The sequence below is a fragment of the Shewanella aestuarii genome (assembly GCF_011765625.1).
Lineage (GTDB): Bacteria > Pseudomonadota > Gammaproteobacteria > Enterobacterales > Shewanellaceae > Shewanella > Shewanella aestuarii_A.
Genome location: NZ_CP050313.1, coordinates 665,499 through 678,532 on the forward strand (window position 1 = coordinate 665,499; position 13,034 = coordinate 678,532).

General features: G+C 40.5%; 11 protein-coding genes, 3 tRNA genes and 1 pseudogene. All 15 read left to right on the forward strand.

What is annotated here, in order from left to right:
* The first annotated feature begins 74 nt into the window (after nucleotides 1-74).
* A tRNA-Gly gene (locus HBH39_RS03065) sits at nucleotides 75-150 on the forward strand.
* An 84-nt stretch (nucleotides 151-234) separates the two neighbouring features.
* Nucleotides 235-310: transfer RNA gene (locus HBH39_RS03070), tRNA-Gly, on the forward strand.
* Nucleotides 311-402: 92 nt separating this feature from the next.
* Nucleotides 403-478 (forward strand) — tRNA-Gly (locus HBH39_RS03075).
* Between the two features lie 543 nt (nucleotides 479-1,021).
* On the forward strand, nucleotides 1,022-1,477 hold the full coding sequence (locus HBH39_RS03080; RefSeq protein WP_167675510.1) for a hypothetical protein: 456 nt from the start codon (nucleotides 1,022-1,024) through the stop codon (nucleotides 1,475-1,477).
* A gap of 145 nt (nucleotides 1,478-1,622) precedes the next feature.
* Nucleotides 1,623-2,081, forward strand: coding sequence for a tRNA (adenosine(37)-N6)-threonylcarbamoyltransferase complex ATPase subunit type 1 TsaE (gene tsaE / locus HBH39_RS03085; RefSeq protein WP_167675521.1), 459 nt, complete (start codon nucleotides 1,623-1,625; stop codon nucleotides 2,079-2,081).
* A 2-nt stretch (nucleotides 2,082-2,083) separates the two neighbouring features.
* Nucleotides 2,084-3,406, forward strand: a complete 1,323-nt coding sequence (locus tag HBH39_RS03090; RefSeq protein WP_167675523.1) for an N-acetylmuramoyl-L-alanine amidase — start codon at nucleotides 2,084-2,086, stop codon at nucleotides 3,404-3,406.
* A 1-nt stretch (nucleotide 3,407) separates the two neighbouring features.
* Complete coding sequence (gene mutL / locus HBH39_RS03095; RefSeq protein WP_167675525.1) at nucleotides 3,408-5,312, forward strand: DNA mismatch repair endonuclease MutL; 1,905 nt, start codon at nucleotides 3,408-3,410, stop codon at nucleotides 5,310-5,312.
* Complete coding sequence (miaA, locus tag HBH39_RS03100) at nucleotides 5,291-6,235, forward strand: tRNA (adenosine(37)-N6)-dimethylallyltransferase MiaA (RefSeq protein WP_167675527.1); 945 nt, start codon at nucleotides 5,291-5,293, stop codon at nucleotides 6,233-6,235. Before mutL ends, miaA begins: the two co-directional genes overlap by 22 nt.
* A gap of 83 nt (nucleotides 6,236-6,318) precedes the next feature.
* The gene (gene hfq, locus HBH39_RS03105) at nucleotides 6,319-6,573 is read left to right on the forward strand and encodes an RNA chaperone Hfq (protein WP_167675529.1); all 255 of its coding nucleotides are present in this window, start codon (nucleotides 6,319-6,321) and stop codon (nucleotides 6,571-6,573) included.
* A gap of 23 nt (nucleotides 6,574-6,596) precedes the next feature.
* Nucleotides 6,597-7,903 (forward strand): annotated as a pseudogene (gene hflX / locus HBH39_RS03110) (ribosome rescue GTPase HflX).
* Nucleotides 7,904-7,936: 33 nt separating this feature from the next.
* Nucleotides 7,937-9,094 (forward strand): FtsH protease activity modulator HflK, encoded by a 1,158-nt coding sequence (hflK, locus tag HBH39_RS03115; protein ID WP_167675531.1) that lies wholly within the window; start codon nucleotides 7,937-7,939, stop codon nucleotides 9,092-9,094.
* A 2-nt stretch (nucleotides 9,095-9,096) separates the two neighbouring features.
* Nucleotides 9,097-9,987: a protease modulator HflC gene (hflC, locus tag HBH39_RS03120; RefSeq protein ID WP_167675533.1), complete on the forward strand. Its 891-nt coding sequence runs from the start codon at nucleotides 9,097-9,099 to the stop codon at nucleotides 9,985-9,987.
* A gap of 413 nt (nucleotides 9,988-10,400) precedes the next feature.
* Nucleotides 10,401-10,991: a ubiquinol-cytochrome c reductase iron-sulfur subunit gene (petA, locus tag HBH39_RS03125; RefSeq protein ID WP_167675535.1), complete on the forward strand. Its 591-nt coding sequence runs from the start codon at nucleotides 10,401-10,403 to the stop codon at nucleotides 10,989-10,991.
* A complete protein-coding gene (locus HBH39_RS03130) occupies nucleotides 10,991-12,205 on the forward strand; it encodes a cytochrome b (RefSeq protein WP_167675537.1) in 1,215 nt (404 codons plus the stop codon). Before petA ends, HBH39_RS03130 begins: the two co-directional genes overlap by 1 nt.
* Entirely contained in the window at nucleotides 12,205-12,939 is a 735-nt protein-coding gene (locus tag HBH39_RS03135; RefSeq protein WP_167675539.1) for a cytochrome c1, read from the forward strand. The genes HBH39_RS03130 and HBH39_RS03135 overlap by 1 nt, the downstream gene beginning before the upstream one ends.
* Nucleotides 12,940-13,034: the final 95 nt, after the last annotated feature.

Below are 13,034 nucleotides of genomic sequence, written 5' to 3' on the forward strand. Positions count from 1 at the left end.
TTAGATGTGACATTAGCTCAGTTGGAAGGTAGAAAGACGATACCTTGCTAAATGTGAAAATGAAGCACAAAAAAGCGACATTAGCTCAGTTGGTAGAGCGATACCTTGCCAAGGTATAGGTCATCGGTTCGAACCCGATATGTCGCTCCAAAATTTTGATATGTATGCGACATTAGCTCAGTTGGAAGGTAGAAAGACGATGCCTTGCTAAATGTGAAAATGAAGCACAAAAAAGCGACATTAGCTCAGTTGGTAGAGCGATACCTTGCCAAGGTATAGGTCATCGGTTCGAACCCGATATGTCGCTCCAAAATTTCATAATTTGATCTATTATGCGACATTAGCTCAGTTGAAAGGTAGAAATACGATACCTTGTTAAATGTGAAAATGAAGCACAAAAAAGCGACATTAGCTCAGTTGGTAGAGCGATACCTTGCCAAGGTATAGGTCATCGGTTCGAACCCGATATGTCGCTCCAATCAATAAATATTCCCAATTCTAAATAAGACATTAGCTCATTGAGTTTATTGCAGAGCGCGTTACCTATCTTTTTTCAAGCGAGTTTGTTTAGCAAAAGTGGTCATCGGTTCGACCACTCTTAACAAGAGATTGTCGCTCCAATCAATAAATATTCCCAATTCTAAATAAGAGATTAGCTCATTGAGTTTATTGCAGAGCGCGTTACCTATCTTTTTTCAAGCGAGTTTGTTTAGCACAAGAGGGTATCGGTTCGAACCCGATATGTTGCTGAAAATCACCTTAGTGACCATGAGCTATATTCTCAATATGCTCTCTATTACCTATCGTTAATCTATGATTTTGGGCGTTTTTTGAACGCCTGTTCTATCTCAAGCCTTTGAATAGGTGATCTGTGACTCATTTCTTCACCTTTTCCTAAAGTACATCTTTGAAATAAACTCAAAACATGACGCTGTTCAAATATTTGTGGCGCTGAATTTCTGATAATGGATTTAACAAAATTCTCCTGAGGTCATCAGGATGTGTAATGGGGTAATGAAATATGCGAATTCAACAATTAAGCGAACTTCTTGAATATGTAGCAAAATGCCGTTTAGATATGGCAAGTTTGTATAAGCGTTTACATCGAAATGCAGACTCTTCTCGAGTTAAGTTAATGTTGAAGTATTTGCAGCAGCATGAAAAGCATGTTCACGATACCATCGAAAGCTACATAGAGGATGCACCGGCTAAAATACTGGACACTTGGTTCCAAGATGTGGTTTTTGAAGATTTTACTAAACGCTGTACTGATACGACTTTACCCGCAAATATGGACGAAGATTTAGTACTCGAATTACATTTAGATTTAGAAAACCGTTTGATTGGTTTACTCGAGAATACAGCTGATAGTAGTCCTAATGGCGATATCAAAAGCGCATTGCTAGATTTAGTGCGTGTAGCTCAAACTCAACAAAAGCGTTTGGTACACAGTGTATTAAGAATGGATGATATTTAATTTATCAAATTAAACTCATTATCAAGCCAGCTAATTAGCTGGCTTTTTTTGTAAAAAAAGACTATTTCTGCTGTAGGAGTTAATTACTAAAATCTGCTATATTGCTCGTTTAATCAGTATTTAACCAAAATGTTTGGCTGTATTTATGACAATTGTAGTTAAAAATCTTGAAAATGAACAAGCTACCGTAGCAATGGGACAATTAATTGCTCAGCATATTAGCCCACCATTAACCGTCTTTTTAACAGGGGATTTGGGCGCGGGGAAAACTACTTTAAGTCGTGGTATTATTCAATCACTAGGCCACAAAGGTGCAGTTAAAAGCCCAACTTATACATTAGTTGAACCTTATGAGCTAAATGGTTTTGATGTTTATCATTTTGATTTATATCGACTAGCTGATCCTGAAGAACTAGAGTTTATGGGGATTAGAGACTATTTTAATCCAACAAGTATTTGTTTGGTGGAGTGGCCTGAACATGGCCAAGGTTTGTTACCTCAAGCTGATCTACATTTGCATTTACACTACAAAGACGACCAACGCGAAATTGAAGTTAACGCTTTGTCTGCTGCTGGGCAGACTATTTTAACAAAACTAAAATAATAATGACTCGACATAACATAGCCCTTTGCTTATCAAGTTTTATACTAATGGTGTTTTCGTTTGCCGTTCACAGTGCGAATAAGGTGGACAGCGTACGTATTTGGGCTGCTCCAGAATCTACCAGAGTAGTATTTGATCTTTCCCAAGCGCCGCAATATGAATCATTTACTTTAACTGAGCCAGATCGCTTAGTTGTCGACATCAAAGATACTAAAAAGAACTTTAACTTAGATAGCATTACCAACAACAGCCGGTTAATAAAGCGAATTCGAGTAAGTAATCCTCCTGCTAAAGGAACATTACGACTGGTGATAGATTTAACTAAAGCCACAAAGTTTAATTTATTTACCTTACCTCCAACTGCGCCATACGGTAATCGGTTAGTGGTTGATTTAGATGACTCCTTCAGCGCAGAGGCCAAAGCTAAAGTTGCTGTGCAGTCATCAGATTCTAATCGCGATATTATCATAGCGATTGATGCCGGGCACGGTGGCGAAGACCCTGGCTCAATTGGCCCCAGCGGTATGTACGAAAAGCGAGTCGTGTTGAGCATTGCAAAACGTTTAGCAGATAAAATTAATGCAACACCTGGTTTACAGGCAGTGATGACGCGTACTGGTGATTATTTCGTAGACTTAAACCGTCGTTCAGAATTGGCACGTCGAAGTAAAGCCGATTTATTACTCTCGATTCACGCAGATGCTTTTACCTCACCTCAACCAAGGGGCGCTTCTGTTTGGGTTTTATCTATGCGCCGAGCTGATAGTGAGTTAGGTCGATTACTTGAGCAAACTGAAAAACATTCGGAATTACTTGGCGGTGTGGGTGACATTATTCAAAATTCAGATGTGGAAAAATATCTGGTTCAAACACTCATCGATATGCAAAAAAACAATTCAATGGTAATGAGTAATGATATCGCTAAAGATATTTTACGCGATTTAGGTTCTATTACTCATTTGCACAAAAAAAGCCCTGAGGCGGCAAGTCTCGCCGTATTGAAAGCGGCAGATATTCCTTCAATTTTGATTGAAACAGGCTTCATATCTAATCCTCAAGAAGAGCGATTGCTGAAAAATGGTAATCATCAACAAAAATTAGCTGATGCCATCCATAGAGGGGTGCTACGCTATTTTGAGTCTAATCCACCTTCAGGCACCTTGCTAGCCAAACGCACTAATACTAAACATAAGGTGAAATCGGGTGAGTCATTATCTGTCATCGCAAGACGATATGGCGTCAGTATTGAAGGCATTAAAAAAGCAAACAATATGAAGTCTGACATGGTCCGTATTGGCCAAAATTTGGTTATCCCAAGGGCATAATATGGCTATTCAATTACTTCCACCCCAACTCGCTAACCAAATAGCTGCAGGCGAGGTGGTAGAGCGTCCTGCGTCTGTGGTAAAAGAACTGGTTGAAAACAGCTTAGATGCTGGTGCAACCAGAATTGACATTGAAATCGAAAAAGGTGGCAGCAAACTTATTCGTATTCGCGATAATGGCTGTGGTATCCCGAAGGATGAGCTGGCTTTAGCCCTGTCTCGCCATGCTACATCAAAAGTACACACTTTAGATGATCTAGAGGCTATTTTAAGTTTTGGTTTTCGAGGTGAAGCATTAGCGAGTATTAGTTCTGTTGCAAGACTGACATTAACATCAAAAACAGCCGAACAAAGTGAAGCTTGGCAAGCATTTGCTGAAGGCTCACAAATGGAAGTAAAAGTGACGCCTGCGGCACATCCTCAAGGTTCAACTATTGATGTTGTTGATTTATTTTTCAATACACCCGCTCGTCGTCGATTTCTTAAAAGTGATAAAACCGAATTTACTCATATTGATGAATGGTTAAAGCGTATTGCTATTGCTCGTTTCGATATCCATTTTACATTAAGTCACAATGGTAAACTTATTCGTCAATATCGCCCTGCCAAAACAGATATTCAGCATCAGCAACGCTTAGGGCAAATTTGTGGACGTCAATTTGCGGAAAACGCCTTAACGGTATCCTGCGAACATGATGGGCTATCATTACAAGGTTACCTGCAATCACCTTATGATAATGTCATAAGTGATAGCAGCTACTTTTACGTTAATGGTCGACTTGTTCGTGATAGATTGGTGAATCATGCAGTGAAGCAAGCTTTTGCTGAACAAGGAGTTGAACATCAACCCGGTTATGTGTTGATGCTTAATCTAGACCCACATCAAGTGGATGTTAACGTACATCCTGCCAAGCATGAGGTTCGTTTTCATCAGTCTCGCTATGTACATGATTTTATCTTACAAGCATTACAGTCAGCGCTGGAACAGTTGCAGTCATTATTCGTTGATACAGATAGCTGCATGGAACATAGTCACAATCAAGACGTTCATCCAAATACTTACCAAATAAAGCAGCAAAGCGGTGTTCAAAACTTGGCTGAACAGGGGGAAGTTTCGAGCTCAAAAGCGCATTTTGCAGATGCAGCTTCACCTAATAGCATCAGCCCATTTGGTAGCATGCGTGTTCCAGGACAAGCAAGTCAATCATTTGGTGGGTATTCAATAACCTCAAAGCCTAATAGCGGTTACACTAGTTCAGTTAATGTAAAACAAAACACTTCTGAGCCAATTCAGCAAGTTACTGCAGCAGCCATAAAAAGTTATGGTCAATTATTGCAAACAAAAAGTAACCTAGAAGCTAGTTCTGCTGAGTTGAATGTCAATATTGCAGCAATGCCAAGTATATTACAGGGTGAGTATTGGGTACTTGTTATTGAAAATGAACTAAAATTATTATCAATACCTGAAGTACAGCAAGCTGTGATTAAGCAGGAAGTGTTAGATAAATTGGCTACAGGGCTAATTGGGCAACCTTTATTGATGCCTATCTCTGTCAAGGCTGATGAAGATTGGCCATTACTTATCGAAGAAAATGAACCATTCTTGCGTCAGTTGGGTATTGAATTAACAATTCGTTATGCGCAGTTGATTATTAAAAAAGTGCCCCCATATTTGAGAGATAGCCAATTAGCTTCTGTGATCCCTGAATTATTGCAATGGATCAAACCAGCCAAGCCTAATAATGAGGCTGTTGCTCACTGGATGGCTCAACAAGCCAGCAAACAGTTCAACGCTGGGCAAACTATTTGGCAAAATTTTTGTCTACTTGAAGATGAAAAACAACAGCAAATTTTAGCCAAGGCAATTGTATTACCTTGGCAAACATGGTTAAAAGAAAACGCGTGAATAATAACGAATTGCCAAAAATTATATGTTTAATGGGGCCAACAGCTTCAGGTAAGACAGCCTTGGCTATCCAAATGGCAGAGCAGCATAATTGTGAGCTTATATCGGTCGATTCAGCATTAATTTATCGTGATATGGATATTGGTACGGCAAAACCTACCGCAGAAGAACAAGCAAAGGCGCCGCATCGATTAATTGATATTCTTGATCCAAGTGAGAGTTACTCTGCTGCAGACTTTAGGCGTGATGCAATCATAGAAATTGAAAATATTATTTCACGAGGTAAAACCCCACTACTCGTTGGTGGTACCATGATGTACTTCAAAGCATTGCTTGAAGGTTTGTCTCCCTTACCAAGTGCAGATGATAAAGTCAGGCAGCAAATTCAAGCTGATGCTGATAACCAAGGTTGGGAAGCGTTACACAAAGAGTTATGTGAAATAGACCCAGTTGCAGGTGAGCGAATTCATCCAAATGATCCGCAAAGATTATCGCGCGCATTAGAAGTTTATCGCATAACTGGAAAATCATTGACAGAATTAACTCAAGTTAAATCTGACAATTTACCGTATAGCGTGTCGCAGTTTGCCATCGCACCTACGGACAGAAAAGTATTGCATGACTTAATTGCAAAACGGTTTTTACTTATGTTAGATCAAGGCTTTACTGAAGAAGTTGCACTTTTGAAAGCGCGTGGAGATTTACATTTAGATATGCCATCGATGCGTTGTGTAGGTTACAGGCAATGTTGGCAGTACCTAGATAATGAGTTTGACCATACTACTATGGTCGAAAAAGCTACCGCAGCTACTAGGCAATTAGCCAAACGTCAATTAACATGGTTACGAAATTGGCGTGATTTAACTTGGTTAGAAAGTGGCAATAAAGAAAATTTAGTTACACTTATGCGAGAAAGCCGCTAGCTAATTGGCAGTTGCTGTATAATACTAAAACTAAACAATAAAACTTAAATCGATTATTTTTTAAAAGAAAAAGGAAATAAAAAATGGCTAAGGGGCAATCTTTACAAGACCCATTTTTAAACGCGCTTCGTCGTGAGCGTGTACCCGTTTCTATCTACTTAGTTAACGGTATTAAATTGCAGGGGCAAGTTGAGTCTTTCGATCAGTTTGTTATTTTATTAAAAAACACAGTGAGTCAAATGGTGTACAAACACGCCATTTCTACTGTTGTCCCATCACGCCCATTTAATGTGTCAAGCCACCAAGGTAATGGTGCTGACGAAGATGGCGCCGAGTAATCGACTAAAAAGGAAAATGCTTCTTGTTTGATCGTTATGAAGCCGGAGAAACAGCTGTACTTGTTCATATCGAGTTTTCTGACGAAGAACGTCGTGAAGATTTATTGGAATTACAACTATTAGTTGAGTCTGCAGGTGCACGCTCAGTAGGAGTGATTACAGGAAGTCGTCGTTCTCCTGATCGCAAGTTTTTTGTAGGTACAGGTAAAGCAGAAGAGCTAGCGGCCATGGTTGCAGCGACAGAAGCTAATGTGGTGATTTTTAATCATGCTTTGAGCCCAGCTCAAGAGCGTAACCTCGAAATGGTTTGCCAGTGTCGAGTGTTAGACAGAACCACATTAATCCTTGATATATTTGCTCAAAGAGCTCGAACTCACGAAGGTAAGTTACAGGTGGAGCTAGCGCAATTGCGCCACATGTCGACTCGCCTTATAAGAGGTTGGACGCATCTTGAGCGACAAAAAGGTGGTATCGGTTTAAGAGGGCCGGGTGAAACTCAGCTTGAAACCGATAGGCGTTTACTGAGAGGGCGGATTAAAAATATTAACCGTCGTCTTGAAAAAGTAGATAAGCAACGTGAGCAAAGCCGCCGGGCTCGTAAACGCAGTGATTTGGCAACAGTATCGTTGGTAGGCTATACCAATGCAGGTAAATCAACATTGTTTAATGCACTAACCTCCTCAGAGGTTTATGCAGCAGATCAGTTGTTTGCCACACTGGACCCTACACTGCGTAAGTTAGATTTACCTGATGGTGCAGTCATATTAGCTGATACCGTTGGTTTTATTCGTCATTTACCCCATGACTTGGTAGCCGCTTTTAAAGCGACGCTACAAGAAACACGTCAAGCAGATCTCTTATTGCATGTGGTTGATTGTGCTGATGAAAACATGACTGATAATTTCGAACAAGTACAAAGTGTACTAGAAGAGATTGATGCCGGTGACATCACCCAGTTGGTTGTTTGTAACAAAATTGATTTGTTAGAAGACTTTGCTCCCCGAATTGATTATGACGACGAGGGCAAACCTGAACGTGTTTGGGTATCTGCGCAAAAAGGAATTGGATTTGATCTGCTTTTAAAAGCTATCACCGAGTTAATTGGTGAAGTGATTTACGAGCTGACATTGAAAATACCAGCCTCTGCTGGACATTATCTTGGCCAGTTTTATCGACTGGATGCAATACAGCAGAAAGAGTATGACGATCTGGGGAACTGTATTTTATCTGTTCGTTTATCGGAAGCCGATTGGCGCCGATTAGTGAAGCAGAGTCAGGGGCATTAGAGACTTTAGTTTTTGATTCATCAGAAACCGAAGTTATTTGTTAATCTCATTTATTTCATCCGATTATGGAGTGCTAAATGGCTTGGAATGAGCCCGGTAACAAGGGTAATAAAGATCCTTGGGGAAATAAAGGTGGTAACGATAAGGGACCACCAGATCTCGACGAAGTTTTTCGTAATCTTTCAAAACGCTTTGGCGGCAAGGGCGGGGGGAGTGCTTCTGGGCAACCTTTCAACTCTGCAGCTTTAATTATTATACTTGCGATAGCTCTAGTTATATGGGGACTTTCGGGTCTTTATACTATTAAAGAAGCTGAGCGTGGTGTGATGTTGCGTTTTGGTCAACATATCGGGGAAGTGGGTCCAGGTTTACACTGGAAAGCGACTTTTATCGATGAAGTTTTTCCTATTGACGTAAAAACTTATCGCACAATTCCTGCATCAGGCAGCATGTTGACGTCTGACGAAAACGTTGTGAAAGTTGAGCTTGTAGTGCAGTACAGTATTCAAGACGCTTATTCATATGTTTTCAGTGCCGTTGATGCAAATGCGAGTTTACGTGAAGCAACAGATAGTGCATTACGTTATGTTATTGGTCATAACAAAATGGACGACATTTTAACGACTGGTCGTGATGCTATTCGTCGTGATACTTGGCGTGAACTGGAGCGAATTATTGAACCCTACAAATTAGGTTTAAAAATTGAAGACGTTAACTTCTTACCAGCGCGTCCGCCTGAAGAAGTGAAAGATGCTTTTGATGATGCAATTTCAGCACAAGAAGATGAGCAACGCTTTATTCGTGAAGCTGAAGCTTATTCTCGTGAAATCGAGCCTAAAGCTCGTGGTCAAGTTGAACGTATGGCGCAGCAAGCAAATGCTTACAAGCAACGTGTAGTATTAGAAGCAGAAGGTAAAGTGGCCCGTTTTGAGAAACTATTACCTGAATATAAAGCTGCTCCTGATGTCACTCGTACACGTTTGTATCTCGATGCCATGCAAGAAGTTATGTCTGATACTAATAAAGTACTTATCGATGCTAAAAACAACGGTAACTTAATGTACTTACCATTAGATAAACTGATGGACAGCAGCAAAGCTAACCGTAAAGAGGTTGAGCCGGAAGTGGAACGTCATATTAATTCTGGAACAGGTAGTATGAACACACCAATAACCAGCGCTCCTACTGATGGACGTATGTCTCGTGAAGACCGTGTGCGTCAGGGAAGGGGGTAATTATGGGTAGAATGGGTTTAATTGTTCTTGTCGTTATTCTAGGGCTTGGTTTTTCTTCAGTAATGGTGGTGAACGAAGGTGAGCGAGCAATCGTATCGCGTTTCGGCAAAGTTGCTAAAGATATCATTGATGGCGAAGAAGTTACTCGTGTGTTTACACCGGGTTTGCACTTTAAACTGCCGGTTTTTGATAAGCCTCGTTATATGGATGCACGTATTCAAACCTTAGATGGTGCTGCTGACCGTTTTGTCACTTCAGAGAAGAAAGACTTGATGGTAGATTCTTATGTGAAGTGGCGAATTAGTGATTTTGAAAAGTATTACCTTTCTACAAATGGCGGTATTAAAGCCAATGCAGAAAGACTTTTACAAGCTAAAATCAGTAACGATCTTCGTACCGAGTTTGGTCGCCGTACCATTAAAGAAATTGTTTCTGGTAAGCGTGATGAGTTACAAATTGACGCATTAACCAATGCTTCTGAAAGTGCCGAAAATTTAGGTATTGAAGTGGTTGATGTGCGTGTTAAGCAAATTAACTTACCCGCAAATGTCAGTAGTAGTATTTATCAGCGTATGCGTGCAGAGCGTCAAGCGGTTGCCAAAGAGCATCGTGCTCAAGGTAAAGAGCAGGCCGAGATCATTCGTGCGACCACAGATGCTGGCGTGACGGTAAAGGTTGCAGGAGCAGAGCGTAACGCATTAACCATCCGAGGTGAAGGTGATGCGCTGGCAGCAAAAATTTATGCTGATGCTTATAATAAAGATCCCGAGTTTTACGGCTTTTTACGTAGTTTAGAAGCTTACAAAGAAAGTTTTGCGGGTAATTCTGATATTATGGTGTTAGAGCCTGAAAGCGACTTCTTTAAGTATATGAAGTCTAAAGACGGTAAATAAATAAGTTAACTTGTTAGTTTATGAGATAAAGCCCGATTTGTTTCGGGCTTTTTATTTGCAGCAGCTTAGCGCATTCATTGAGCTTTATGCGAAAAAATAATTTTTTTGCTGTTTAATGTCAGAATCTAAATTAGCTATTCTTGTTGACACTCTTTCCCCTTAAAAATCATTACATTAAACAATAATTAATATTCATATTTTTATCTCTGTTGTTAACTGCAACAGTAAAAATTAATCATTTTTTAAAAAAAGAATACAAAACCGCAATTTAGTTGTGTCTTTTGACTATGATCTGCTTCTAATTTTTCGCTATAATGAGCCCCGCCTCAAACTATGGTTGTTTAGTGTGCTCTCTTAAAGACCGCTAAATAATTGAAATATAAAAATTCCAACACCCTCTGGGAGATAAGTGGATGAGCAATGCGCCAGTCGATACCGGACGTCGCAGATTTCTGACAGCCGCAACCGCCGTAGTAGGTGGTGCAGGTGCCGTCGCTGTAGCGGTTCCTTTCATCAAGTCATGGAATCCGAGTGCCAAAGCGAAAGCTGCAGGTGCGCCGGTCGAAGTAAATATTAGTAAAGTAGAGCCAGGTCAGTTAATTCGTGTCGAATGGCGCGGTAAACCGGTTTGGGTTGTACGTCGTACAGAAGCTGTATTAAACGGACTAGCCTCGTTAGATGGCCAATTACGTGATCCTGCTTCAAAAGAAATGCAGCAACCTGAGTATGCTCAGAATGCCGCGCGTTCAATTAAACCAGAATTCTTTATTGCAGTAGGTATTTGTACTCACTTAGGTTGTTCACCTACTTATTTACCAGATTCATTTGGTGAGCAAGTTGAAGGTGTTCCATCTGGTTTCTTCTGTCCTTGTCATGGTTCAAAATTTGATATGGCTGGCCGAGTGTTCCAAGGTGTTCCTGCACCATTGAACCTTGTTGTGCCACCACATCATTATGTCGATGACAACACCGTGCTTATCGGTGTCGATACGGGAGCGGCGTAATGGTTAAAAATATAATCGATTGGATTGATGCGCGCATCCCAATGACGGCGACTTATAATCGCCATGTTGGTCAGTACGCTACACCAAAAAACTTTAACTTTTGGTACTTTTTTGGTTCTTTAGCATTACTTGTTTTGGTTAATCAGTTGCTTACCGGTATTTGGTTGACCATGAACTATGTTCCAACGGCTGAAGGTGCTTTTGCATCGATCGAATACATCATGCGTGATGTTGAATATGGCTGGTTGTTACGTTATATGCACTCCACAGGTGCTTCGGCATTCTTTGTAGTGGTTTATTTACATATGTTCCGTGGGCTTATCTACGGTTCTTACCAAAAACCAAGAGAGCTTCTCTGGTTATTTGGTATGTTGATTTTCCTTGTGTTAATGGCTGAAGCCTTCATGGGTTACCTACTTCCTTGGGGACAAATGTCTTACTGGGGAGCGCAGGTAATTATTTCATTGTTTGGTGCAATCCCATTTATTGGTGATGACCTAACGTTATGGATCCGTGGTGACTATGTTGTTTCTGGTGCGACACTAAATCGCTTCTTTGCATTGCATGTAATTGCTCTGCCATTAGTGTTAGTTGTATTAGTATTCTTGCACTTAATCGCATTACACGAAGTGGGTTCAAACAACCCAGATGGTGTTGAGATTAAAAAGAATAAAGATGAAAACGGCTGGCCAGTAGATGCGATACCATTCCACCCTTATTACACAGTTAAAGATATTATGGGCGTGGCAGGTTTCTTAATCGTGTTCTGTTATGTGTTGTTCTTCATGCCTGAAGGCGGTGGATACTTCCTTGAAAAGCCAAACTTTGAAGCGGCTAACCCAATGAAGACTCCAGAGCATATTGCACCGGTTTGGTACTTTACGCCGTTCTATGCAATTTTACGTGCAATTCCAGACAAGCTTTTAGGTGTTGTCGGTATGGGCTTGTCGATTGCAGTATTGTTTGTCTTGCCATGGTTAGACCGTTGTAAAGTGAAGTCAATTCGCTACCGTGGTTTAATTCACAAGATCAACATCACGCAATTTACTGTCTCATTTATCGTGTTAGGTTATTTAGGTGCGGTTCCTGCGACCCCAGCTTTAACTATTGCAGCACGTATCTTCACTCTTACTTATTTTGGTTTCTTCGTAGCCCTTTGGGTTTATAGTAAAAATGAAAAAACCAAACCTGTACCAACGAGGGTGACACACTAATGAAAAAGTTATTGATTGCATTAGTAACATTAGTGCCTGCTCTTGCAATGGCTGCGGGTGGGAACAATGTTCAATTAGAAAAAGCCAATGTTGACTTAACTGACAATGCTTCACTTGAGCGTGGTTTGGATATTTTCCAACACTATTGTTCGGGTTGTCATAGTACTCAGTATCAACGTTATGAACGTGTTGCGACAGATCTAGGCATTTCGATAGATGACATGCGTAGTAAATATATGTTCACCGACGCAAAAGTGGGTGATCTAATGCACAGTGCTATTCCTAGCGCTGATGCAGCTAAATGGTTTGGTGCTGTGCCGCCAGATTTAACTTTGGTTGCACGTGTTCGTGGACAAGATTGGTTGTATTCGTACCTTAAGGGATTTTATGCTGACGAATCTCGTCCATTTGGTGTGAATAATACCGTGTTTCCTTTAGTGGGTATGCCTCATGCTTTACAAGATCTTCAAGGTCTTGCTTCTGTGGTAACAGATGCAGATGGAAAGGTTACTATTGTTAAGGATGAAAATGGGCAAATTATAACCACTGGTGGTTCTATGACTGCTGAAGAATATGACCAAGCTGTTCTTGATTTGACCAATTTCCTTGTGTATTCAGGCGACCCAGTTAAGTTAGAACGCGAAGCGTTAGGTTGGTGGGTACTTGGATTCTTGTTCTTTTTCTTCATCATTGCTTACTTGTTGAAGAAAGAATACTGGAAAGATGTGCACTAGCAGCAAATAACGGGTAAAATATATTATCCGCGTAATGTAAACGAGGGGCTTAGCCCCTCGTTTGTTTTGTTTTTTTAGATTTCTGGAGGGTATAA

Coding starts and splice junctions, on each gene's coding strand:
- HBH39_RS03080 (WP_167675510.1), top strand. CDS start 1,022: ATGCGAATTCAACAATTAAGCGAACTTCTTGAATATGTAGCAAAATGC.
- tsaE (WP_167675521.1), top strand. CDS start 1,623: ATGACAATTGTAGTTAAAAATCTTGAAAATGAACAAGCTACCGTAGCA.
- HBH39_RS03090 (WP_167675523.1), top strand. CDS start 2,084: ATGACTCGACATAACATAGCCCTTTGCTTATCAAGTTTTATACTAATG.
- mutL (WP_167675525.1), top strand. CDS start 3,408: ATGGCTATTCAATTACTTCCACCCCAACTCGCTAACCAAATAGCTGCA.
- miaA (WP_167675527.1), top strand. CDS start 5,291: ATGGTTAAAAGAAAACGCGTGAATAATAACGAATTGCCAAAAATTATA.
- hfq (WP_167675529.1), top strand. CDS start 6,319: ATGGCTAAGGGGCAATCTTTACAAGACCCATTTTTAAACGCGCTTCGT.
- hflK (WP_167675531.1), top strand. CDS start 7,937: ATGGCTTGGAATGAGCCCGGTAACAAGGGTAATAAAGATCCTTGGGGA.
- hflC (WP_167675533.1), top strand. CDS start 9,097: ATGGGTAGAATGGGTTTAATTGTTCTTGTCGTTATTCTAGGGCTTGGT.
- petA (WP_167675535.1), top strand. CDS start 10,401: ATGAGCAATGCGCCAGTCGATACCGGACGTCGCAGATTTCTGACAGCC.
- HBH39_RS03130 (WP_167675537.1), top strand. CDS start 10,991: ATGGTTAAAAATATAATCGATTGGATTGATGCGCGCATCCCAATGACG.
- HBH39_RS03135 (WP_167675539.1), top strand. CDS start 12,205: ATGAAAAAGTTATTGATTGCATTAGTAACATTAGTGCCTGCTCTTGCA.